Origin of the sequence: Pseudoalteromonas shioyasakiensis, from assembly GCF_024518675.1 — a bacterium.
Classification (GTDB): Bacteria; Pseudomonadota; Gammaproteobacteria; order Enterobacterales; family Alteromonadaceae; genus Pseudoalteromonas; species Pseudoalteromonas shioyasakiensis_B.
In genome coordinates this window covers 98568-122237 of the sequence record NZ_JANIGL010000009.1, presented here as the reverse complement: position 1 = coordinate 122237, position 23670 = coordinate 98568, and the positions used below count along the sequence as shown (strand labels likewise).

Here is a 23670-nt window from a genome sequence, read left to right as displayed (position 1 = left end):
AAAATAGAATATAAATGAAGAGGCTATTTGCCTCTTTATTTTTATAACTTAAGACGCCGACTCAATAGGTTCTAGTTGTAGTTTTGCAGCTATAAGTACAGCTTGAGTACGATTATAAACGCCTAGTTTTCTAAAGATTGCGGTAATGTGTGCTTTGACTGTTGCTTCTGAAATATGTAGCTCGTAAGCAATTTGCTTATTGAGCAACCCTTCATGTAAGTATTGTAATACTTTATATTGCTGTGGAGTCAAGGAAGCCACTTGTGCAGCGATTTCTTTGTCTTCACCTTCGATGGTCGCGACTTTGTCTTTAAGCTCCGCAGGAAGCCAGGCATCGCCATCAAGTATTTGATTTATTGCACTAGCAATATCTTCTGATGAAGAAGATTTAGGAATAAACCCCATTGCCCCGTAACTCATCACTTTAGAAACAATATTTATATCTTCACTACCAGATACCACTGCTATCGGTAGGCTTGGATAGTCTTCACGGATACGAATGAGGCCGTATAAATCGCCATTGCCTGGCATATGTAGGTCTAGTAATAAGATGTCTAAATCTTCTTGTTCGCTGAGCACTTGCAATGTGGTATCAAAGTCTTCCGATTCAAAAACTTCTAAATCAGTAAATCGACTACTCAATGCTCCTTTTAATGCTTCACGAAATAACGGGTGATCATCCGCTATTAAAAACTGACTCATGGTTCACTCCTAATAAATTCGGCTGCTGTTTAATCATAAACAACAGCCGATATACTACGTTTAGAATCAACTTCTAATCAAGTTTTTAACGCATATTTAACGATTTAATCGATTCTCGATTAACTCATCAACGACACTCGGATCGGCAAGCGTTGAAGTATCACCTAATTGTTGGTGCTCATTTGCTGCGATTTTACGTAAAATACGACGCATAATCTTACCTGAGCGTGTTTTAGGTAAACCAGGCGACCATTGGATCATATCAGGTGAAGCGATTGGGCTTAGCTCTTTACGAACCCAATTACGCACTTCTTTAGTAAGCTCGTCACTTACAGTTACCCCTTCATTTGGCGTAATGTAAACGTAAATACCTTGACCTTTAATATCATGAGGGAAGCCAACAACAGCCGCTTCTGCTACAGCCTCATGAGCAACAAGAGCACTTTCAATTTCAGCGGTGCCTAGACGGTGACCTGATACATTAAGAACATCATCAACACGGCCTGTGATCCAGTAATACCCGTCTTCATCACGACGACAGCCATCACCCGTAAAGTAAACACCTGGGTATGCAGAGAAGTAAGTTTGCTCAAAGCGCTCATGATCACCATAAACTGTACGAGCTTGTGATGGCCAGCTATCTAAAATAACCAAGTTACCATCTACAGCACCTTCTAATGTATTACCTTCAGCATCAAATAATGCTGGTGCAATACCAAAAAACGGACGGGTTGCAGAGCCAGGCTTCATATCAGTGGCACCAGGCAATGGCGTGATCATAATGCCACCCGTTTCAGTTTGCCACCAAGTATCCACAATTGGGCAGTTACTCTTACCAATATTTTCGTAATACCATGACCATGCCTCAGGATTTATTGGTTCACCTACAGAGCCTAATACACGTAAAGTATCACGCTTAGAAGTTGCGGTTGGTTCGTCACCTTTTGCCATAAGTGCACGAATTGCCGTAGGTGCGGTATAAAGAATTGTTACCCCGTGTTTATCAACCACTTCACCCATACGCCCTGCAGTAGGATACGTTGGCACACCTTCAAATAATACTTGCGTACAACCATTGACTAATGGCCCATAAGCAATATAACTATGACCTGTTATCCAGCCTACATCAGCGCTACACCAAAAAATATCATCTTCTTTCAGGTCAAATACATATTCATGAGTCATTGATGAATATACTAAATAACCACCCGTAGTATGAACGACCCCTTTAGGTTGACCTGTAGAACCTGATGTATAAAGAATAAAGAGTGGATCTTCTGCATTCATTGGCTCTGGTTCACATTGAGCTGGTACATCTGCAACTAAATCGTGCCACCAAACATCATGTTCATTCCAATCAACTTCACCACCGGTTAGTTGGTGTACTACGACATGCTCAATCGTCGTTACCGATTCTTGCGCAACCGCTTCATCAACATTAGCTTTTAACGGTACTGTGTTACCAGCGCGACGGCCTTCATCTGAGGTAATAACAATTTTAGCGCCAGAATCTTTAATGCGGTCAGCAATTGCTGAAGGTGAAAAGCCACCAAACACCACAGAGTGAATTGCACCTAAACGTGCACATGCTTGCATAGCGTAAACAGCTTGTGGCGACATTGGCATATAAATAGCGATACGATCGCCCTTTTGCACACCCAGCTTTTTAAGACCATTGGCAAATTTAGCCACTTCATCATGTAACTTTTGATAACTGATATGTTCGCTTTGCTCTGGGTTATCACCTTCCCAAATTAATGCAGTTTTATCTGCTTTAGTGCCAAGGTGGCGGTCAATACAGTTATAAGAGGCATTTAACTCACCATCTTCATACCATTTAATATTAATATGACCTTTATCAAAAGACGTGTTTTTTACCTTAGTGTAAGGAGTAGACCAATCGAGACGTTTGCCGTGCTCTGACCAAAACCCTTCAGGATCATCAATAGATTGCTTGTACAGTGTGTTATATTTATCGTTATCAACTAAGGCTGCATTCTTGATATTTGCAGGAACTGGATAGATACTTTGTGACATAGTCGTCTCCATTTATAATTACTTGCCAAAGGCCTATCTCAAGGATCACTCAGCAAGGCTGATGAAAGTATTAGACCTTAGTTGTAATGCTGTGTTGATTATGTCTAACCTCATAAACAACCAGCGGTTACGGTTTAATTTTTTTACAACATAAGATTAACAACCCATATTTATCAAGTCCACTTTAGTGCAACCTTAGTCTAATAGACCAATAGGTAATTGAGTAAAAAGCATACATCATCAAAAGTGGTACTATTAATAAAAGTATAACAACTGCACCGAATAGGAAATTAATCATGACAACACACGCTATTTTACTTAAATCACTCACTGCAACCGCTGTCTTTTGCGCACTTAGTAGCACAGCTCAAGCCGCGACAATTGGGAGCACAGACGTTAATTATGGTGGCTACATTAAACTCGATGCAATGTGGAGCGATTACTCTGACGGTGTTCCTGCGGGCGATAGTGTTGGCCGTGATTTCTATGTGCCAAGCACAACGCCGGTTGGCACTGATGTAGACAGCGATCCTGTATTTGATATGCATGCCCGTCAATCTCGGTTCTTTTTAGGTACCGCAACAAAGCTCGATGATGGCAAAGAAATAAAAACTAAAATTGAGATTGATTTTATAGCGTCAGCGCCAGGTGGCAATGAGCGAGTTAGTAACTCTTATGCTCCACGTATTCGCCAAGCTTTTATTACGTATGATGGTTGGCTATTTGGTCAAGCGTGGTCAAACTTCCAAAATGTTGGTGCACTCCCTGAAACCCTTGATTTCGTAGGTCCAGCAGAAGGTACTGTGTTTGTTCGCCAAGCACAAGCACGTTATACAACTGGTAATTTCTCATTCTCAATTGAAAATCCTGAAAGCACTATAACAACACAAGGTGGTGCTCGTGTTGCAACTGATGATGCATCATTACCCGACTTTACCGCTCGTTATACTATGAACGCAGACTGGGGACAATTTGTTGTTACAGGTCTTGCCCGCCAACTCACCTATAAACAAAATGGAATTGATGCTGATGAAACTTCATTTGGTATCAGTGCATCAGGTAAAGTTAACTTTGGTAAAAACAACCTTAAATTTATGCTTACCCAAGGCCAAGGGTTAGGACGTTACATTGGTTTAAATGTAGCGCACGGAGCTGTGCTAAATGGTGACGAGCTAGATGCAATTGACTCAACATCTGGCTTTATTGCTTACCAACAAAATTGGAACGAGCAATGGCGTTCTACCTTCTTATATTCTTTCTTCTCAGCTGATAATAATACTGACTTACTCGCTATTTCTAATGATCCAACAAAAACAAGTCAAAGCTTTAGTGCCAATATACTTTATTCACCAGTTAAAAAGCTGACTTTTGGTGCAGAATTTAAACACGCTGAGCGAGAAGTTGAAAGTGGCAATGACGGTGATATGGATCGCCTACAATTTTCTGTTAAGTACGCATTTTAGTACCTATAAACAAGTGTTATTTCCCTATAAAGCGGCCGTGGCCGCTTTTTATTTGATAAAAAACAACAAAACAAACATAACTCAATTGCAAACCATTAGCATTTAGATTAAATTGCACATTAATTTGAACTTTATGGAATGTTATATGTCTGCCCCGCAATCTTTACGTTTATCAAAATTAGCTATTTTAACCTCACTTGCAGTCTGTGGTCTCGCCCACGGTGCAGATCAAAGCAATGAAGAAGGTGAACCTCTCGAAAAAATAGCGGTATACGGACAACACCATAAAAACTACATTACAGAAGATGCGCAGTCAGCGACAAAGCTTGGTTTAACTATCAAAGAAACGCCACAATCAATTTCTGTTATCTCACGAGCACTAATGGATGACTTCTCTTTAGATGATATCAATGCTGTTTTAGAGTCAACTCCAGGTGTAACTGTTGAGCAAATTGAAACTGACAGAACTTACTTTAAAGCCCGTGGCTTTGATATTACTAACTTCCAAATAAACGGTATGGGCTTGCCACAAGACACTGGCTCAATTCAGGGGACTCTTGATACCTCTATTTTTGAAAGTGTAGAGATTGTTCGTGGTGCTAACGGCTTAATGACTGGCGCAGGTAATCCATCAGCAACTGTAAATATGGTACTAAAAAAACCTACTTACCAAACTAAAGTCAGCGCATCTGCATCGTACGGCTCTTGGGATAGCAAACGAGTAGAACTAGATGCATCAACAGCACTTACAGACGATCATGCAGTAAGAGTTGCGTTCACTAAACAAAAAACAGATTCATACCTTGATCGTTATGAGCAAGATAAAACTATTTATTATTTTGCATATGAAGGTCAATTAACTGATAGCACACTCTTATCTGTTAATTATGTTAACCAGCAGAAAGACGCAGACAGTCCATTGTGGGGGGCTTTACCTCTTTATTACACTGATGGCTCTGCTACAAATTTTGATGCTTCAACCAGTACAGCTTCTGACTGGTCATTTTGGAATAACTCAACAGAACAACTATTTGTATCTTTAGAGCAAAGCATAGCTAACTCATGGTTCTTAAAAGCAAGTTATGCGCACCTAGTTAATGAACAAGATTCAGATCTCTTCTATGTTTATGGCACACCCGACCGCGAAACAGGTCTCGGTTTAACAGGCTATGCAAGTGAATACATCCATGAAGATAAGCACGCTATTTTTGACTTATACGCAGCGGGTAAGTTTGACTTATTTGGCATGGAGCACGACTTATCATTTGGTGTAAATCAAGCGGATATGGACAATATTGATAAATCTCTTTATGACTACGAAAATGGCTTTCCAGCAATGCCTGAATTAAGTAGCTGGGATGGGACAGCCCCAACTCCTAATTTTGATGATGGCTTAACTGGTGGTGATGTCACAAGCAGACAACGTTCAGCTTATATTTCAACACGTATACGTGCAACAGAATCACTCAGCTTATTAGCAGGTGTTAGTCAAGTAAACTGGCAGTCTACAGGTGATTCTTATGGTTCTGCTAAAGATAAAGACAGTGATCAAACCATTCCATATTTTGGCACTGTTTATGATATCAATGAAAGCTTCTCGGCTTATGCTAGTTACACTGAAACCTTTGTGCCGCAGACTGAACGTGATATATCGGGTGATTATCTAGATCCAATTACTGGTAAAAGTAGTGAAATAGGCTTGAAAGCCCAGCTTCTGGATAATAACTTATTTGTAACTGTTGCCTATTTTGATGCAAAACAAGAAGGACTAGCGGTTGCCATTGCAGGATCTACCCCTGACGATACACGCTATTATGGCGCTGATGGTATAAGCAGTGATGGCTTTGAAGTTGAGTTAAGTGGTCAAATTACTGAAACCTTGAGTACGAGCTTTAGCTATAGTAACACCAATATTGATGGTGATGAGCTTGTTAAAAATTATACACCAGAAAACCAATATAAACTTGCCGTTACCCATAAAGTTCCTCAAGTTGATGGTTTAACACTTGGCTTAAACTACCGCTGGCAAGATGATACTAAACGCATTCAGCCTGAAACTGTACAAGGTGTTATTCCAGTAACAAAACAAGATGCGTTTGGTATTTTAAATCTTATGGCTACATACGATATTACTGATAACGTAGGTGTGTCATTTAATTTGAATAATGTAACCAATGAAAAATATATTCACAGTCTATATTGGGAGCAAGGTTACTACGGAGCACCACGCAATTATTCAGTTTCACTGAATTGGCAACTATAACTTGCTAACTTGCTAACTTGCTAACTTGCTAACTTGCTAACTTGCTAACTTGCTAACTTGCTAACTTGCTAACTTGCTAACTTGCTAACTTGCTAACTTGCTAACTTGCTAACTTGCTAACTTGCTAACAAAGTATAAATACAAAAAAGCCGCTAAATATTTAATTATATTTAGCGGCTTTTTTATTATTAAGTGCGGGTCAAATCGCGCTTACTCTTTAATTCTTATAACTCGTCTTCTGCAATCAAGCCTGCATCTTCGCCATCTTCCGGTTTGATCTCAGCTTTTAACAAGAGCATTTCGCGTAGTTTACCTTCAATCTCATCTGCAATTTCAGGATTCTCTTTCAAGAATTTAATTGAGTTAGATTTACCTTGGCCAACTTTGCTACCATTGTAGCTGTACCATGCACCCGCTTTTTCAACGATTTTGTGTTTAACACCTAAATCAATAAGCTCGCCATGTTTAGAAATACCTTCACCATACATGATGATAAACTCAGCTTGCTTAAATGGTGGCGCTACTTTGTTTTTAACCACTTTTACGCGAGTTTCATTACCAACAACTTCATCGCCTTCTTTTACAGAGCCGATACGACGAATATCTAAGCGTACAGAAGCGTAAAACTTAAGAGCATTACCACCCGTTGTTGTTTCAGGGTTACCAAACATAACACCAATTTTCATACGTATTTGGTTAATGAAAATACATAATGTGTTTGAGCGCTTAATGTTACCCGTTAGCTTACGTAATGCTTGCGACATTAAGCGAGCTTGCAAGCCCATGTGTGAGTCACCCATGTCGCCTTCAATTTCAGCTTTTGGTGTTAGGGCCGCAACTGAATCGACAATCACAACATCAACAGCACTTGAACGTACTAACATGTCACAAATTTCTAACGCTTGCTCACCGGTATCTGGTTGAGATACAAGTAAATCATCAATGTTAACGCCTAGCTTTTGTGCGTAAACAGGGTCAAGTGCGTGCTCAGCATCTACGAATGCACAGGTTTTGCCTTCTTTTTGTGCTTGAGCGATAACTTGTAGTGTTAAAGTTGTTTTACCTGATGATTCAGGGCCATACACTTCAACAATACGCCCCATAGGTAAGCCACCTATGCCTAAAGCAATATCGATACCTAGTGAACCTGTAGATACAGCTTCAATGTCTAGTGCTTTATTGTCACCCAATTTCATGATTGAGCCTTTACCAAATTGACGCTCAATTTGTGATAAAGCGGCATCTAATGCTTTTTGTTTGTTATCGTTCATTTTGTTCTCCAAATCCGGCTAATGCAGACAAGTATACTGTATGAAATCACAGTATCAAGTTAATTTTTTTAATTTATCTTATCGATTACTTGTTTTAAAGCATAAACAATAGCTTGCGAACGTATTTCTGCTCTATTACCGGTAAATACTTGTTTGCTTGCATAGTGTTTATCTGCAATTTTTATACAAAACCATACTAAACCAACCGGCTTTTCACTACTTCCGCCACCAGGGCCGGCAATACCTGAGACCGCAATGGCAACATCTGCATTGGTCACGGTACACACCCCTTTCGTCATCTCTAAAACGGTTTGTTCACTCACTGCGCCATGTTCAATTAATGTTTGCTCATTAACACCCAACAAATCTTGCTTTGCTTGATTGCTATAAGTGACGAATGCACGGTCAATATAAGCAGAGCTTCCAGGGGTATCGGTGAGGGCATAACTCACACCGCCACCAGTACATGACTCAGCGGTAGTGATCCATAAGCATTTATCCGTTAAAATAGCGCCTAATTGCGCAGCAAGTGTTTTAATCTCTTGATGTAACTCCATATTCAGCCTTTGGGTAAATACATGTCGTTTGATCTTTATGCACCACACACAATAAGTCAACAAACTCCGATGATGCAGCAGTATCTAAAAATAAAATCTGAGCATCGTGATATTTTATTGTTCTATCGAATGGGTGATTTTTACGAGCTATTTTTTGATGACGCAAAACGTGCTGCGCAGCTATTAGATATTTCACAAACTCATCGCGGTAAAGCTGGCGGCGACCCAATACCCATGGCAGGCGTACCTTATCATGCTGTTGAAAACTATTTAGCGCGTTTAGTACAAATGGGGGAGTCTGTTGCGATTTGTGAGCAAGTGGGCGACCCCGCTACTAGTAAAGGGCCTGTAGAGCGCAAAGTTGTTCGTATTGTTACGCCAGGTACTATTTCTGATGAAGCCTTGCTACAAGAGCGCCAAGATAATTTACTTACCAGTGTGTGGCAAAGTAAAAAAGGACTGTATGGTATCGCCTACCTAGATATCAACTCAGGTCGGTTTAATGTTGTTGAAGTCAATACTGACGAGGCATTTAGCTCTACATTACAACGTTTAGCACCTGCTGAGTTACTTTACAGTGAAGACTTTGCAAATTTACACTTGATCGAGCATATTAAAGGTATTCGTCGCCGTCCTGAATGGGAATTTGATTTAGATACAGCTCAACACCTATTATGCGATCAATTTGGCACAAAAGATTTAATTGGCTTCGGTGTTGATAAAGCAAAAGCTGCATTAGTTGCTGCAGGTTGTTTGATGCAATACGTTAAAGACACTCAGCGTATTGCCCTACCTCATATTCGTGCGATCACTCTTGAACATAACGAACATGCCGTTATTCTTGATGCTGCGACTCGTAAAAATTTAGAGTTAACGGTTAATCTCGCTGGCGGATACGAAAATACCCTTGCACAAGTGCTAGATAAAACAGCAACAGCGATGGGGTCGCGGTTACTAAAACGTCGTATCCACACCCCTATTCGCTCAAAGCCCGAACTTAATGCCCGTCTTAATGCAATTAGTGCCATAATCGATGCGCAATTATGTGGTGAACTCCATGAATCATTAAAACAAATTGGCGATATAGAACGTGTTATAGCTCGCTTAGCACTTTGCACAGCAAGACCCCGTGATTTAACCCGCTTGCGCTGTGCATTACAAGCGTTGAGCCCATTACATGCGCTATTAAATGATGCCAATGATGCTCGCATCACACAAATTATTGCCGACTCACCCGTGTTACCTGAACTACAAGCGCTACTAGAGCGTGCCGTCATTGATAATCCACCCATACTTATTCGTGATGGTGGTGTTATTGCTCCTGGCTACAATAGTGAATTAGACGAATGGCGCGCACTTAGTCAAGGTGCCACAGATGTGCTAGAGCAGTTAGAGCAGCGCGAGCGTGAACGCACTGGTATTAGCACACTTAAAATTGGCTACAATAAAGTGCATGGCTTTTTTATCGAAGTAAGCCGTGCTAACTCACACTTGGTTCCCGCTGATTATATCCGCCGCCAAACACTTAAAAATAACGAACGCTATATCATTCCTGAGTTAAAAGAACACGAAGATAAAGTACTGGGTAGTCAGTCAAAAGCTCTAGCACTTGAAAAACAATTGTATGAGCAGCTTTTTGAGTTTATTGCGCCGCACATAGAACAGCTGCAAACAATGGCTGCTGCCCTTGCTGATTTAGACGTACTTAATAACCTTGCAGAGCGTGCAATCGCACTTAACTACGCCAAACCACAGCTGTGTGATAACGACGATATTAGTATCAAACAAGGGCGCCATCCTGTGGTTGAACAAGTAATGAAAGACCCATTCATTGCCAACCCCGTTGAGCTTAATAAGCAACGTAAAATGTTGATTATTACCGGGCCAAATATGGGCGGTAAATCAACCTATATGCGTCAAACGGCCTTGATTGTATTAATGGCGCATATTGGCAGCTATGTACCAGCTGATAGTGCAAAGATTGGTAATATTGACCGAATATTCACTCGCATCGGTGCCAGCGATGATTTAGCCTCTGGCCGCTCAACTTTTATGGTTGAGATGACCGAAACCGCAACAATTCTAAACAATGCAACCACGCAATCACTGGTATTAATGGATGAAATAGGCCGTGGTACGAGTACCTATGATGGCCTATCACTCGCCTATGCAACGGCAGATCATCTAGCATCAAAAATCTCAGCTAAAACACTGTTTGCTACCCATTACTTTGAACTAACAGAACTAGCAGAGCAACAAGCTGGGCTGGTGAATGTACATTTAGATGCGATAGAACACAATGACACCATTGCCTTTATGCATACCGTACTAGATGGCGCAGCAAGTAAAAGTTTCGGCTTGCAAGTCGCCGCGTTAGCAGGTGTACCAAAAGCCGTCATAAAACAAGCGAAGCAAAAGTTAAAAATGCTTGAAAACCACCAACCCGTTACAGCTGATCTTACTGTGCAACAAGCCTCATTATTTGAAGCTGAGCCAAGTGAAGTAGAAACCCAATTAACTGAGATTGATTTAGACAATTTAAGCCCGCGCCAAGCACAAGACTTACTGTATAAACTTAAAGCATTACTTTAATACTTATCCTAAAATCAAAAGAGCTGAAGAGATTACCTCTTCAGCTCATAGAGTTTTATATATCACTGTTTTTTGGTTTACGAAAACTGATCAAATAAGCTATCAGTACTTAATCCTTCATGTTGTAAAATATCTTTTAAGCGGCGTAGTGCTTCCACTTGAATTTGACGCACTCGCTCACGAGTTAAACCAATTTCACGACCTACATCTTCCAGCGTTGATGGCTCATAGCCAAGTAAGCCAAAGCGACGAGCTAATACTTCACGTTGTTTAGGGTTAAGCTCACCTAACCAATCTACAATGTGCTTATTGATATCATTGTTTTGTACTTCACCTTCAGGGCTAAAGCCTTTTTCATCAGCAATAATATCCAGTAGTGCTTTGTCGTTTTCACCACCAATCGGTGTATCGACTGACGTTATCTTTTCATTTAGGCGAAGCATTTTTGTGACGTCTTCAACCGGTCTATCTAAGCATTCGGCAATTTCTTCAGCGGTTGGTTCATGGTCAAGTTTTTGCGTGAGTTCTCTTGCGGTACGTAGGTATACATTTAACTCTTTCACAACATGAATTGGTAGGCGAATGGTTCGCGTTTGATTCATAATCGCACGCTCAATTGTTTGTCGTATCCACCAAGTTGCATAGGTTGAGAACCTAAAGCCTCGTTCTGGATCAAACTTCTCAACTGCACGAATAAGACCCAAGTTACCTTCTTCAATTAAGTCAAGGAGGGCAAGTCCACGGTTATTATAGCGACGGGCAATTTTTACAACTAAACGTAGGTTACTTTCAATCATGCGCTTGCGGGAGGCTTCACAGCCTTTCAACGCTTTACGAGCAAAAAACACTTCTTCTTCAGCACTCAATAGTGGAGAAAAGCCAATTTCACCTAAATATAATTGAGTGGCATCTAAATTTTTAGTTACTTCCTCTTTAGCGAATATTTCATCTTCTTTATCGACTTCTTCCAATAACGCTTCTGTTGGTTCATCAACAACATCATCAAATTTATCATCAATCGCGGACTTCGTTTTTTCTACTTTTGCTGTGTTACCCATTAGCGTACCCTCAAGCAAATAAGCGGTAATCAACCACCATTATCAATACCCGATAGCTAAGGCAAATATTTTTGCGGATTCACAGCCTTTCCTCTATAACGGATTTCAAAACGCAATGCCGTAACATCAGAATCTGTACTACCAATCTCTGCTATTTTTTGCCCTGCTTTCACATTCTGTTTTTCTTTAACTAACAGCTTCGAATTGTGTGCATAGGCACTAAGATAATCATCATTATGTTTCAAAATGATTAAATTGCCGTAACCCCGAAGTGCATTTCCCGCATAAACTACAGTCCCTTGTGCCGCAGCTAAAACAGACGAGCCTTTTTTGTTGGTAATTTGTATCCCTTTATACCCATTCTCCCTAGTCGAAAAGCGTTGTGTCACTTTACCTTTAGCAGGCCAAGACCAACGTACCTTTTTTGGGCTCAATTGGCTAGAATTACTAACTTTTTTACTGGCTTGTTTTTGAACATACTCTCGTTGTTTTGGCTGATCAAGCTCTTTTTTTAATTTTTTGTTATTTTTTTGTTTCGATTCTGTAGACTCTTTACTCGAATTCGTATATTTTTTCTGCTTTTTCTTTTTTGCTGTTACATCTGTAAAAGAAATCACTTGTCCTGGATGAATCACGTAAGGGGCTGGAATACCATTCTTTTTTGCTAATGTTCTAAAATCTTGGCGGGCACTAAAGGCTATTGAATATAGCGTATCGCCTTTTTTAACAGTGTATTTATCTCCATTTATATTTATTCTGCTGGTATAAGGTTTTACCGTTGTATTTAAACTACTAACAGGCGCAGGGCCTTGGCGAGAAGAGCAAGCACAGAGCAAAACACTCATAAATAAAGTAACATAGAACACATATTGTTTATTCATGGCGCTTTACCCTCAATTTCAAAAGCTGTCACTTTTAGCGGTTATCGTAATAAAAAATAAGCAACCACAACTAAAATAACTAACCCCCAGCCAAGTACTTCAACGTATTGACGTAATTTTTGCTCCATTTTCACACCACCCCACTTCATAAGTGAGGCAACTAAAAAGAACCGTGCACCGCGACCAACAGCAGACGCTAATAAAAATGGTAGAAATGCCATGTGTAATAACCCAGCACCGATAGTGAATACTTTATAGGGAATGGGTGAGAAACCTGCCAAAAATACCACCCATACGCCGTAGTTTTTAAACCACTCAAGGGCGATATTAAACTTGTCTTGCCAACCCATTTGACTGATAAGCGGTTCGACAACGGGCTCAAATAACCAAAAACCTAATAAATAACCTAAAACCCCGCCAATCACAGATGCAATAGTGGTAAAGCTAGCAAAGCGCCATGCTTTACTTGGCTGCGCTAACGACATTGGTGCTAACATTACATCTGGTGGAACCGGGAAAATAACAGACTCAGCAAAACTCATTGCAGCTAAATAACGTTCTGCATGGCGATGTTTTGCCCACACTAACGCCATATCGTATAACTTAGTAAACAATTTCAAAGTGACTTCCTATTCAATATCACCAGGGACAAGTGGAACAAATCTCACTGGTGCAATTACATGTTGGGTAAATTTATTATCTTTTCTAACAACCATTACCAGTTGTTGTTCTTCGTTGCCAATGGGTGCAATCATTACGCCACCGTCGGCGAGTTGGTCAAGTAATGCTTGTGGAACTTGTGATGCTGCAGCTGTAACAATAATTCCCTCAAATGGAGCTTGTGACTGCCAGCCTTGCCAGCCATCACCATGCTTCATTGCGACATTGTACAAATCTAGATTTTGCAAACGTCGCTTAGCTTGCCATTGCAGTGCCTTTATACGCTCTACCGAAAATACTTTGGTAAAGGTTTTAGCCAATATTGCAGTTTGGTAGCCTGAACCTGTACCAATTTCAAGAACTTTATCACGAACCCCAGCTAAACGCAGTAGCTCAGTCATACGAGCAACAATATAGGGCTGTGAAATTGTTTGCCCTTGCCCTATCGGTAATGCCGTATTTTGATAAGCTTTATGTTTAAGTACGTCATCTATAAAAACGTGCCTAGGAATTGTGCCGATAGCGCTCAGTACTTGTTTATCCTCAACCCCTTCGCGTGCTAATAAATCAGCTAATGCCTGAGCACTGCGAGTATAATTAGACAGCACCATTGATCTCCATTGTTTTTAACCAATCTCCAACTGCTTGGATGCTCTCTTTAGCCGTCATATCAACACTTAATGGAGTAACTGAGGCGTAACCATTATTGATGGCATAAAAGTCAGTTCCTGTTCCGGCATCGCTTTCAGCACCCAGCGTGCCATACCAGTATATATCTCTGCCCCAAGGATCTTGTTGCTTGGTCATGGTTTCAGCCTTGTGCCGCGCGCCTAAACGCGTCACTTGAACACCTTTGAGCTCAGTTAAAGGAATATCCGGTACATTGATATTGATGATCTGATCTTTTGGTAAAGGGTGCGAAGCAAGCTCTTTGATAATACTAACAGCCACCGCAGCCGCAGTTTCAAAATAATTGCCTTCCTTTGAACATAATGACACAGCTACTGCCGGTAAGCCTAAATGACGTCCTTCGGTGGCTGCGGCAACTGTGCCTGAATATAGCGTATCATCGCCTAAATTAGCGCCGTGGTTAATACCTGCAACGACGAGGTCTGGCTTTTCATCTAATAGTTCATTGACACCTAAATGCACGCAATCTGTAGGCGTGCCATTAACTGAAATGAAACCATTTTCCAGCTTGGTAGCGCGCAATGGGTTCATTAAGGTTAAAGAGTTACTTGCGCCACTACAGTTGCGATCAGGTGCAACCAAGGTCACATCTGCAATCTGAGTGAGTGCTTGATAAAGCACTGCTATTCCCTTCGCATTTACACCATCATCATTACTCAATAAAATTTTCATTTATGCGTCCTTTTCTTTGTGTACTTTTGGGCTCGCATCGGTGTAATCCACCAGCTCACGTAACAGCGCGGTTGCAAAAGTTCCTTTGGGCAAACCAAAGCTTAATTTTATGGTTTTATCATCAATCGTTTCTACGGCTAAATCTTGTGGTATTAAGCGTAGCATTCTGCGTTCATTTTTAAGACCAAGCTCACCCAGTCCTTCACACCATTGTTGATAAGGCACTAGCCATATTTTCTCTTGCTCTGTTAAGCCTTTTTCGCTCTTACCTACCATAGGTGCCGACATCATAATGTCGCCAGAGGCAAGTCGAGCAATGTTTTCGTCGCTGATTGCATCTTCAAAAAATGCGTTACTGCCGCTGAGCATAAACACTTCACGGTGCATGGTTTTAGCCAGGCCGTGCTCTGCCACTCGTAAGTTAACGATTTGATTAAATACATAAGAGCGCGCAGCGGAAATCACCAAGCCTCGTAATTTTTTATCACGAATGCGCTCACCAGCAAACATTCGTTTAGCCATTTCTAGATTATGCCCGCCATGACCAAAGCGCTGTTCACCAAAATAGTTAGGAACGCCTGCCCGCACAGCATTAATTCTACAAAGAATATCTAACGGCTGTGTGACATTGCGCAGGGTAATTGTAAATTTATTGCCCTTGTGGCAACCCGTTCGTAATTTACGGTTATGGCGTTGCTGAGCAATGATAAACACTGATTCGCTATTAAGCTCAGTAAAATCAATCTCTTTTTTTATTGGCACTGGCACGCTAAACCATTGGCTACATACGCCGTGGCGATCTTTCATACCAGCATAACTGACATCCCGAGGTGAAATCCCCGCTTTTTGCGCTAGTAACTTAACAACGTACTGAGTGTTTTCGCCTTTTTTTACCACCTGCAAACAAACATGTTCGCCACTGCCGGTAAACTCAATACCTAAGTCTTCATCAACCATAAAATCTTCGGCAAAGGTTTTAAAATCAGCTTGAGATAGTGGCTTTCCATACAAATAATTTAATTCACTCATGCTGTGAGCTTACTCATGATCACAACCGCATGGCTCGAAATGCCTTCTTTACGCCCCTCAAATCCTAACTTTTCAGTCGTAGTGGCTTTAACATTGACCTGACTGAGTTCGGCATTTAAATCGGCGGCTAAATTTTCTCGCATAGCTTGGATATGAGGCAACATTTTTGGCGCTTGAGCTACTATGGTCACGTCAGCGTTACCAAGTACGTACCCTTGCTGCTTGGCTAAATCAACCACATGGCGAAGTAAAATACGGCTGTCTATATTTTCATATTCGCTGGCTGTATCAGGAAAGTGTTTACCAATATCACCCATCGCAAGCGAACCTAAAATCGCATCACATAATGCATGAATTGCAACATCACCGTCCGAATGCGCTAAAAACCCTTGTGGGTAAGCTATTTTTTCACCACAAATAGTAAGTGGACCTTCGCCACCAAATTTATGAACATCAAAGCCATGGCCAATTCTAATCATGATGCATTCTCGCTGTGTTGTTTTTGGAGTAAAAAGTGGGCTAAATCTAAATCTTCTGGTGTGGTTATTTTTATATTATCGCTGCGCCCCGGCACCAACTTTACTGGTTTTTTCGCCCACTCAATGGCAGACGCTTCATCGGTGATTGCTACTTGCTGTGCCAATGCACCTTGTAGTGCGTTCGTTAAGTCCGTGTATTTAAAAAACTGCGGTGTTAACGCCTGCCATAAGTCATCTCTTGGCACCGTTTGTTCACTGTGGGTATTACCACGTTTTATTGTGTCTTTGACCTTAGTCGCTAAAATGCCACCTTCATCAGCGCTTAGGCATTGCTGTATTAAGTGCTCGATATCAGTTGTATTAACTAACGGTCTAGCAGCATCATGCACTAACACCCAATCAGGTGGATCAGCATGCAAGGTTAATAACCCATTTAGTACTGAATCAGCACGCTCTTTACCACCACTGGCTCGAACGATTCGCTTGTCTACTTGGGGTAGCTGTTCGTAAAAGGGGTCATCATCACTGACCACCACAATTATTTTATCGAGCTGTGAAAGCTTAGCCAACTTAGCTAATGTATGATCTAAAATAGTTTTCCCGGCCAGAGTTATGTATTGTTTTGGCGCGCTATGTTTCATCCGACTACCTACACCAGCGGCAGGGACAATAGCAGCAATTGTATGTTTATTTTTCATTGAGTTGTTGTCCAGGTAACACACGTATAAATGTCTCACCGGGTTTGATCATTCCTAATTCGTTGCGCGCACGTTCTTCAACCCCTTCTTGACCTAATTTTAAGTCTTCTATATCGGCTTTGAGCACTTTGTTACGCTTAATTAAATTGGCATTGGTTTCTTGATGGGAAATAACCGCTGATTTTAATCGACTATAATCTTGTACACCATTGTGACCAAACCACAATCGGTATTGTACAAACAGCGCTAAACACAGTAGCGCAAATTGAAACAGTCGCATTAAACACTCCTTGATTGTTGCTTTACCAGTTAAAATGACAATACATAGTAGAAGGCAACTGGCATTAAATTTTACTGAACATGAGGGCGCTTTAAGTTACGCCAGTTAATACTACTGGCTAGCAGCATTTCTCTTAGTGATAAAATACGCGGAGCGCATCGCTTATTAAAACGCCACTGGTGGCCACAACAAGCAGCGGTCATCGTTGCTTTTGTTGGTTTTAATAGTAACGCAGTGTGCCCTTCAAGCGACTTACCTTGGTAATCAAACCAACCATGTTCATTACAATGGAGTTTATTGTCGCTTACTTGGTCTATGCTGTCTATTGCAACCCGAGTTTGATTAGCATTATTAAGTAATAACGGCACAATTAAACCTGATTTTTTATAGCGGGAATAAAAATCGGCAACATCATCTTGGCTAGGTGGTTTGGCTTTTTGCTTATCTAACCAACTACCATTTTGAGGATCAAGAACAAAAGGAACCTGACCATTCACCACACGAGTCGCTGCACGTTCAATATAGTAAGGTAAACTTTTTAATATCGCGCGCAGGCGCTGTTCACTAGGTTCGCTAACTAATCGAGTTATTTCACGAGCATAAAACGCATTGCATAGTTGAGCATACAACACACGTTGTGCATCAGATTGCCAAATATCAACTTGTTGATCAGGGTTACTCGCAGTCAACGCTTCTACTCAATACTCCTAGGTGTCTATTTTATAGCATAGTATTGACTGCTTTTTAAGCGTCTAAGCAGGCTTATTACCCAGCTTTGCATCACCGTTTTCTAAAAACTGCACAACAGCATCACGTTTTTTACCAAGTAATAAACTGCCGTCTGCTAAAAACATAAAGTTCTGCCAGTTACGTTTAAATACCGCAAAGCTGGTTTCAATAATGTTATCTCGTGCCATACAAAAGTACACGGTGGTGTTAGCTTGCCAATCTAAGTGCGCTAAAATTTCTTCAGGTGGTAGCTCAGCCCCCTCTTCCCAGGCTGCTTCCCAGTGCACAGTTTGTGTAAAGCTTTCGTCTTTACCACACCAATCTGTTTTATCAAAAAAGTCTGGGTGGTCGTGCTCTCGGCTCACCATAGTGCTCCAAAGTACAGCGGCACGTTCATGGCTCATAGGCTTAATTAAAGCAAGATCTTGCTCTGAAACAGGCGCATCTTGGTGGCGAAAAACCCACGCTTTTTTGTAATCATCTAACGGTATATAGTTCATAATAGTGGCAAATTAGTTAGCATTAAAAGTGCAGCGCAAATTATACAAGAGATCAAAACATGACTACAGCAATAAAACCACTTTCCCTAAAATCAGGCTTATACCAACACTACAAAGGTCCGCAATATAAAGTGCTCCATGTTGCCACCCACAGCGAGACACAAGAGCAATTGGTTATTTACCAAGCCCTCTATGGCGAATTTGGCATCTGGGCACGCCCATTGAGTATGTTTTTAGAAACCGTAGAAAAAGACGGTAAAACTATCCCCCGCTTTGCTTACCTTGGCGATGCCGAATAGTTATGGCATCATGTTTAAAATCATTACTGCTCAGACCAGATAAGGTATTACCGTGCAATTTAATTCTACAGATAACTACATCGCAAGTAATTCGTTAAAACAAGCGGTTAATGCGGCAATTTTGCTTGAAAAGCCATTGCTAATAAAAGGCGAACCTGGCACAGGTAAAACCATGTTGGCCGAAGAGCTGGCGAAAAGTTTAGATACCACACTGATACAGTGGCATATCAAATCGACCACCAAAGCACAGCAAGGCTTATACGAGTACGATGCGGTGTCCCGCCTACGTGATAGCCAACTCGGTGATGAGCGTGTGCACGACATCGGCAATTACATTGTTAAAGGTAAGCTTTGGCAAGCCTTTACCTACGGCGAAGATAATAATAAACGCCCGGTATTGTTGATTGATGAAATCGACAAAGCCGACATCGAGTTCCCGAACGATTTATTACTTGAACTTGATAAAATGGAGTTTCATGTATATGAAACTGGCGAGCGCGTCATCGCAAAACAGCGCCCTATTGTGATCATCACCTCAAACAACGAAAAAGAACTGCCAGATGCATTTTTACGCCGCTGCTTTTTCCATTACATTGACTTTCCATCAAGTGACGAAATGCAGCAAATTGTCGACGTACATCACCCCGATGTAAAGCAAGATTTAGTGCGCCAAGCACTGGAAGTATTTTTTGGCCTACGCGAAGTTAACGGCATTAAGAAAAAACCTTCCACCAGCGAACTACTCGATTGGCTTAAACTATTAATGGCTGAAGACATCGACGCAAAAACGCTGCACGATAAAACGCAAAGAGGCGGCCTAATGCCGATGTTTGGTGCGCTTTTAAAAAATGAGCAAGACATCAGCCTAATTGAAAAACTAGCCTTTATGAGCCGCCGTTAACATGTTGATTGCGTTTTTCTTCAAATTACGTGAATACCGCTTACCTGTGAGCATGCGCGAGCTGCTTGATTTAATCAACGCACTAAAAAAAGGCGCGGTATTTGCCGATGTTGACGGCTTTTATTATTTAGCCCGTACCATTATGGTTAAAGACGAAACCCACTTCGACCGTTTTGATAAAGCCTTTGCTGATTACTTTAGCGGCATTGCCGATCTCGACTTACTTGAGAGCTTAAAACAGCAACATGACTTACCCAATGAGTGGCTACGCAAAGAGTTTGAAAAACACCTAAGCGATGAAGAAAAAGCCCAGCTTAAAGCCATGGGCGGCCTTGATGAACTAATGAAAACCCTGAAAGAGCGCCTAGAAGAACAACAAAAACGCCATGCTGGCGGCAATAAATGGGTTGGCACGGGTGGTACATCTCCTTTTGGTGCTTATGGCTACAACCCTGAGGGCGTGCGCATCGGTCAAGACGGTAACCGCAACCGCCGTGCGGTAAAAGTATGGGATAAACGTGAATACCGTAATTTAGATTCAGATCGTGAAATAGGCTCGCGTACCATAAAGCTTGCGCTTAAAAAGCTACGTAAATTTGCCCGCACTGGCGCAAGTGATACCCTTGATTTAAACGAGACCATTCGCGCGACCGCTAAACAAGGCGGCATGCTGGATGTAAAAATGGCTCCTGAGCGTCACAACGCGGTAAAAGTGTTAATGCTGTTTGATATTGGCGGCTCAATGGATGACTACATTCACACCTGCGAAGAGCTGTTTAGCGCCGCCCATAGCGAGTTTAAGCACTTAGAGTTTTACTACTTTCATAACTGCTTATACGAACATGTTTGGCAAGACAACCTACGCCGCCATTCAAACGTTATCGACACTATGACACTAATCAACAAATTCACCAGTGACTACAAAGTGATCTTTGTTGGCGACGCCACCATGGGCCCCTATGAAATCGCCTACCCCGGCGGCTCAGTAGAGCACTACAACGAAGAGCCCGGCAGTGCCTGGTTAAACCGCATCACCAATCACTTTGATAAAGTCGCGTGGCTCAACCCACAGCCGGTTGAACACTGGCGTTACTACCAATCAATTGATTTTATCAAACAGCTAATGAATAACCGCATGTACCCATTGAGCTTGGATGGGATTAGTAATGCGATAAAAGAATTGAGTTAAAGGAATTGGCGAGTTGGCGAGTTGGCGAGTTGGCGAGTTTTTCAGAAAATAATATCCAAGCATCAGTGTCAAATATTGACACTAGACTACTCGCTAACTTTACTCTCTCAAGCTCGCTAACTTAATTAAACCAACTTCCATCCCAAAAACACCAATGCAAAACCAACCAAATAAACCAAGCCAACCCAACTCAATGTTCGCACCAATTTAGAATGCTGAATACTGGGCTCTGAGCGCACTAGGCTGAAGTTTAGCCACGCAAATACCGGAGTGGTAATAAAGGCAAGTGTCATGGCAAAAGTAAGCATGGGGCCGAGGGCTGATTTAAAAAACAAGATCACTGCCATGCCAGCGAGTGATTGCAGTATTAACCAGATATTTAAGCTGTGTTTACTTTGCTTAAAGCCAAGCAGTTTGTGCGATTCATTAAGCGTTCGGGCGTAGCCGTCGAGCACAGTTAAAGTAGTACCAAACATACATGAAAAGGCGATAACTGATACTAATGGCCGTGCCCATTCGCCAATTGTGAGGGCGTACATATCAATTAATTGCTTAGCAAACGCCACGCCACCTAACGCAATTTCATTGCTTTGGCCGTATTGCACTAGCACACCCAAGGAGAAGAATACTAATGCTAATGCTGCGGTTAGCCAGTAGCCAACATTAAAGTCAAACAAGCCCTGCGCTCGTGTTACCGTTTGCTGGCTTTGTTTTTCTTTAAGCCACAGGGAGCTTAATGCTGAAATTTCAATAGGCGCTGGCATCCAGCCCATAAGTGCGACCATAAAACCTAGCATGGCAAGTTCATACGGTGACGGGCCAATATAATCAGCAGGTGCCATTGTTCCATGGTTCATAGCGCCGTTACTAAATGCAATCGCGAGGGCAATTACGGTTGCTAGTGTAAGTAGCCCCATAATAGCCTTTGCGACGTTATCGAGCGCTTTAAAGTGACCTAGCAATAAAATAACTAAACACACCGCTAATATTAACCAACATAATAAGGTCACGGAAATATTCACTGGCAACGCGTAATGCAGTAAGCTCGCCGTTAACAATAAAACCCCCGCGGTATTCACCACCGCAGCAATTATATTCAAACCAATAAAACTGTAAAAGAACCACAGCCCTTTACTTTGATACCCCTCTACTAAACTTTTTTTAGTAGCTAGCGTGTACTCAATACCAAAACGAAAAAATGGATATTTAAGAACATTTACCACCACAATTAGCCAAAATAACTGCCAGCCAAATATTGCCCCAGCTTGAGTTGATGCCACTAAATGAGAGCCGCCAATTGCCGCTGTAGCCATTAAAATACCAGGGCCAAGTGCGTTTAAACGGGTTTGCCAAGTTGATACTGCTGATTGCATGTGTGTGCTTATTATATTGCTTTTATTAATAAGCAAGTTACAGCGTTTTACTGAGGATTGAAAGTGAGAAAATTAGTGGAAGATTAAACGGTTCGCTAGATCCTAGTTACCTAGAACCTAGCGCCTTTATTTTTTAACGCAAGTCCATTTCTTGAACTTTTTCGTGAGCAATTTCAGGTGTGGTGCTCACTGGTTTTTCGTGTAGATTCGCTTTTATTTGTCCTTTTCGATGCTTTAGTGCCGCATCGAGCTTTTTAGCTGCGTTTGCAATTGCTGGGTAAAGAACTTCGTTCTCACCTTTTACTGATAAACGCGCGCCTTCATAAATGGTGCTAATTTCTGCTTGGAGCTTATGGTGCTCTTTTGAAAGAATAATATCGAGTGCGATCAGAGATGGAAAATGGCTCGCAATTTTTGAAAACTTTTCGTTGATGTGTTCTCTAATAGAGTCAGTAACGTCAACATGGTGACCAGAAAGATTAATTTTCATAGGGTATCCTTTTTTTTGTTACCTCATAACTAGTATTGGGGGCTATTTAGATTTACACAAGCAGAAAACTCAGAAATATGACATTTATTTGTTATTAAAGGTGACTCAGATCAATCTGAGGGCATTAAATATGCAAAACCCCGCATGATGCGGGGCTTTCAACATGACTCTTAATTTTGTATGTTAAGTGTACGAACAACAATAATCGGCAAAGTCAGTCACTTTTACTTGGAAAGTGACGTTAGCATCAACGTTAAATGACTCACCCGCTGACATCGTTTTCCACTCGCTCTCGCCTGGTAATAAAACTTGCCACTGACCACCATTGAGTTCCATTAATTCTTTTTTACTGGTTGCGAATTCAAATTCACCTGGCTGCATAAAGCCTAATGTTTTCGTGCTGCCATCTGCAAAAATTACCGTACGGCTTGAAACTTTACCGTCAAAGTACACGTTTGCTGTTTTAACAACACTTATATTATCAAACTGAGACATCCTCACTCCTGTTTATAGTATTTATAATTTAACTACAGCCACAGTGCCTTAACTACACAGAGCTTGCAAGTAATCAAGTGTGAAAAACGATCATGTTAATTTATATTTCTATAATTTAGCAAAATATTGTAAGTAGTAAATTCTTTTACAAAAATAACCAAACTTGAGTAAACCTACTTAGCGCTATAATACTTAGAATAAAAATCATAAAATTATTTTTAATCTACAAAACGAACGCATTGTTGAAACATTAAGCTATTTAAATAGTCATTTAACTGATGAGCGATTTATACTGCGTGATTGATTTTAACAATAGAACTACTATTTCTTGCAATCAATGTCTTGCCTAAATCGCGTTTAAT

The 23670-nt window shown here is 41.2% G+C and carries 24 protein-coding genes; 6 read left to right on the top strand and 18 right to left on the bottom strand.

The window, feature by feature from the left end; all coding sequences use genetic code 11:
* Nucleotides 1-48: 48 nt before the first annotated feature.
* Complete coding sequence (locus tag NQT69_RS18650) at nucleotides 49-702, bottom strand: response regulator transcription factor (RefSeq protein WP_256829162.1); 654 nt, start codon at nucleotides 700-702, stop codon at nucleotides 49-51.
* A 96-nt stretch (nucleotides 703-798) separates the two neighbouring features.
* Nucleotides 799-2739: an acetate--CoA ligase gene (gene acs / locus NQT69_RS18645; RefSeq protein ID WP_256829161.1), complete on the bottom strand. Its 1941-nt coding sequence runs from the start codon at nucleotides 2737-2739 to the stop codon at nucleotides 799-801.
* A gap of 296 nt (nucleotides 2740-3035) precedes the next feature.
* On the opposite strand from acs, the gene NQT69_RS18640 reads away from it, so the two are divergent.
* Nucleotides 3036-4202 (top strand): DcaP family trimeric outer membrane transporter, encoded by a 1167-nt coding sequence (locus NQT69_RS18640; protein WP_256829160.1) that lies wholly within the window; start codon nucleotides 3036-3038, stop codon nucleotides 4200-4202.
* A gap of 145 nt (nucleotides 4203-4347) precedes the next feature.
* Complete coding sequence (locus NQT69_RS18635) at nucleotides 4348-6465, top strand: TonB-dependent siderophore receptor (RefSeq protein WP_256829159.1); 2118 nt, start codon at nucleotides 4348-4350, stop codon at nucleotides 6463-6465.
* Nucleotides 6466-6689: 224 nt separating this feature from the next.
* On the opposite strand, the gene recA is transcribed toward NQT69_RS18635, so the two are convergent.
* A complete protein-coding gene (recA, locus tag NQT69_RS18630) occupies nucleotides 6690-7736 on the bottom strand; it encodes a recombinase RecA (protein WP_256829158.1) in 1047 nt (348 codons plus the stop codon).
* 68 nt (nucleotides 7737-7804) lie between these two features.
* Nucleotides 7805-8293, bottom strand: coding sequence for a CinA family protein (locus NQT69_RS18625; protein ID WP_256829157.1), 489 nt, complete (start codon nucleotides 8291-8293; stop codon nucleotides 7805-7807).
* A gap of 21 nt (nucleotides 8294-8314) precedes the next feature.
* On the opposite strand from NQT69_RS18625, the gene mutS reads away from it, so the two are divergent.
* Nucleotides 8315-10885, top strand: a complete 2571-nt coding sequence (mutS, locus tag NQT69_RS18620) for a DNA mismatch repair protein MutS (protein WP_256829156.1) — start codon at nucleotides 8315-8317, stop codon at nucleotides 10883-10885.
* 77 nt (nucleotides 10886-10962) lie between these two features.
* On the opposite strand, the gene rpoS is transcribed toward mutS, so the two are convergent.
* From rpoS to NQT69_RS18565, 11 genes are all read right to left on the bottom strand, one after another.
* The gene (rpoS, locus tag NQT69_RS18615) at nucleotides 10963-11943 is read right to left on the bottom strand and encodes an RNA polymerase sigma factor RpoS (protein ID WP_256829155.1); all 981 of its coding nucleotides are present in this window, start codon (nucleotides 11941-11943) and stop codon (nucleotides 10963-10965) included.
* A gap of 56 nt (nucleotides 11944-11999) precedes the next feature.
* The gene (locus NQT69_RS18610) at nucleotides 12000-12824 is read right to left on the bottom strand and encodes a peptidoglycan DD-metalloendopeptidase family protein (protein ID WP_256829154.1); all 825 of its coding nucleotides are present in this window, start codon (nucleotides 12822-12824) and stop codon (nucleotides 12000-12002) included.
* A gap of 41 nt (nucleotides 12825-12865) precedes the next feature.
* Complete coding sequence (locus NQT69_RS18605) at nucleotides 12866-13444, bottom strand: YqaA family protein (protein WP_256829153.1); 579 nt, start codon at nucleotides 13442-13444, stop codon at nucleotides 12866-12868.
* Nucleotides 13445-13453: 9 nt separating this feature from the next.
* Nucleotides 13454-14092: a protein-L-isoaspartate(D-aspartate) O-methyltransferase gene (locus NQT69_RS18600; RefSeq protein WP_256829171.1), complete on the bottom strand. Its 639-nt coding sequence runs from the start codon at nucleotides 14090-14092 to the stop codon at nucleotides 13454-13456.
* Nucleotides 14082-14846 (bottom strand): 5'/3'-nucleotidase SurE, encoded by a 765-nt coding sequence (gene surE, locus NQT69_RS18595; RefSeq protein ID WP_256829152.1) that lies wholly within the window; start codon nucleotides 14844-14846, stop codon nucleotides 14082-14084. The genes NQT69_RS18600 and surE overlap by 11 nt, the downstream gene beginning before the upstream one ends.
* The gene (gene truD / locus NQT69_RS18590) at nucleotides 14847-15875 is read right to left on the bottom strand and encodes a tRNA pseudouridine(13) synthase TruD (protein WP_256829151.1); all 1029 of its coding nucleotides are present in this window, start codon (nucleotides 15873-15875) and stop codon (nucleotides 14847-14849) included.
* Nucleotides 15872-16354, bottom strand: coding sequence for a 2-C-methyl-D-erythritol 2,4-cyclodiphosphate synthase (ispF, locus tag NQT69_RS18585; protein WP_256829150.1), 483 nt, complete (start codon nucleotides 16352-16354; stop codon nucleotides 15872-15874). The genes truD and ispF overlap by 4 nt, the downstream gene beginning before the upstream one ends.
* Entirely contained in the window at nucleotides 16351-17052 is a 702-nt protein-coding gene (ispD, locus tag NQT69_RS18580; RefSeq protein WP_256829149.1) for a 2-C-methyl-D-erythritol 4-phosphate cytidylyltransferase, read from the bottom strand. Before ispD ends, ispF begins: the two co-directional genes overlap by 4 nt.
* Nucleotides 17042-17332, bottom strand: coding sequence for a cell division protein FtsB (ftsB, locus tag NQT69_RS18575; RefSeq protein ID WP_256829148.1), 291 nt, complete (start codon nucleotides 17330-17332; stop codon nucleotides 17042-17044). The genes ispD and ftsB overlap by 11 nt, the downstream gene beginning before the upstream one ends.
* Before the next feature lie 71 nt (nucleotides 17333-17403).
* Nucleotides 17404-18021: a hypothetical protein gene (locus tag NQT69_RS18570; protein WP_256829147.1), complete on the bottom strand. Its 618-nt coding sequence runs from the start codon at nucleotides 18019-18021 to the stop codon at nucleotides 17404-17406.
* A gap of 63 nt (nucleotides 18022-18084) precedes the next feature.
* Entirely contained in the window at nucleotides 18085-18561 is a 477-nt protein-coding gene (locus tag NQT69_RS18565; protein ID WP_256829146.1) for a DUF2947 domain-containing protein, read from the bottom strand.
* Nucleotides 18562-18620: 59 nt separating this feature from the next.
* Here NQT69_RS18565 and NQT69_RS18560 point away from each other — a divergent pair, with 59 nt between their 5' ends.
* The 3 genes from NQT69_RS18560 to NQT69_RS18550 are packed head-to-tail and all read left to right on the top strand — an operon-like array spanning nucleotide 18621 to nucleotide 20950.
* Complete coding sequence (locus NQT69_RS18560; RefSeq protein WP_256829145.1) at nucleotides 18621-18860, top strand: DUF1653 domain-containing protein; 240 nt, start codon at nucleotides 18621-18623, stop codon at nucleotides 18858-18860.
* Nucleotides 18861-18912: 52 nt separating this feature from the next.
* Nucleotides 18913-19761, top strand: a complete 849-nt coding sequence (locus NQT69_RS18555) for an AAA family ATPase (protein ID WP_256829144.1) — start codon at nucleotides 18913-18915, stop codon at nucleotides 19759-19761.
* Nucleotide 19762: 1 nt separating this feature from the next.
* The gene (locus NQT69_RS18550; protein ID WP_256829143.1) at nucleotides 19763-20950 is read left to right on the top strand and encodes a vWA domain-containing protein; all 1188 of its coding nucleotides are present in this window, start codon (nucleotides 19763-19765) and stop codon (nucleotides 20948-20950) included.
* A 125-nt stretch (nucleotides 20951-21075) separates the two neighbouring features.
* Here the strand turns inward: NQT69_RS18550 and NQT69_RS18545 are convergent, their stop codons facing one another.
* The 3 genes from NQT69_RS18545 to ppnP form a co-directional block, all read right to left on the bottom strand.
* The gene (locus tag NQT69_RS18545) at nucleotides 21076-22323 is read right to left on the bottom strand and encodes an NRAMP family divalent metal transporter (protein ID WP_256829142.1); all 1248 of its coding nucleotides are present in this window, start codon (nucleotides 22321-22323) and stop codon (nucleotides 21076-21078) included.
* A 133-nt stretch (nucleotides 22324-22456) separates the two neighbouring features.
* Nucleotides 22457-22813: a ribosome hibernation-promoting factor, HPF/YfiA family gene (hpf, locus tag NQT69_RS18540; RefSeq protein WP_256829141.1), complete on the bottom strand. Its 357-nt coding sequence runs from the start codon at nucleotides 22811-22813 to the stop codon at nucleotides 22457-22459.
* A gap of 183 nt (nucleotides 22814-22996) precedes the next feature.
* Nucleotides 22997-23308 carry a pyrimidine/purine nucleoside phosphorylase gene (gene ppnP / locus NQT69_RS18535; RefSeq protein ID WP_256829140.1) on the bottom strand — a complete coding sequence of 104 codons (312 nt, stop codon included), beginning with the start codon at nucleotides 23306-23308 and terminating at the stop codon, nucleotides 22997-22999.
* Between the last annotated feature and the right edge of the window lie 362 nt (nucleotides 23309-23670).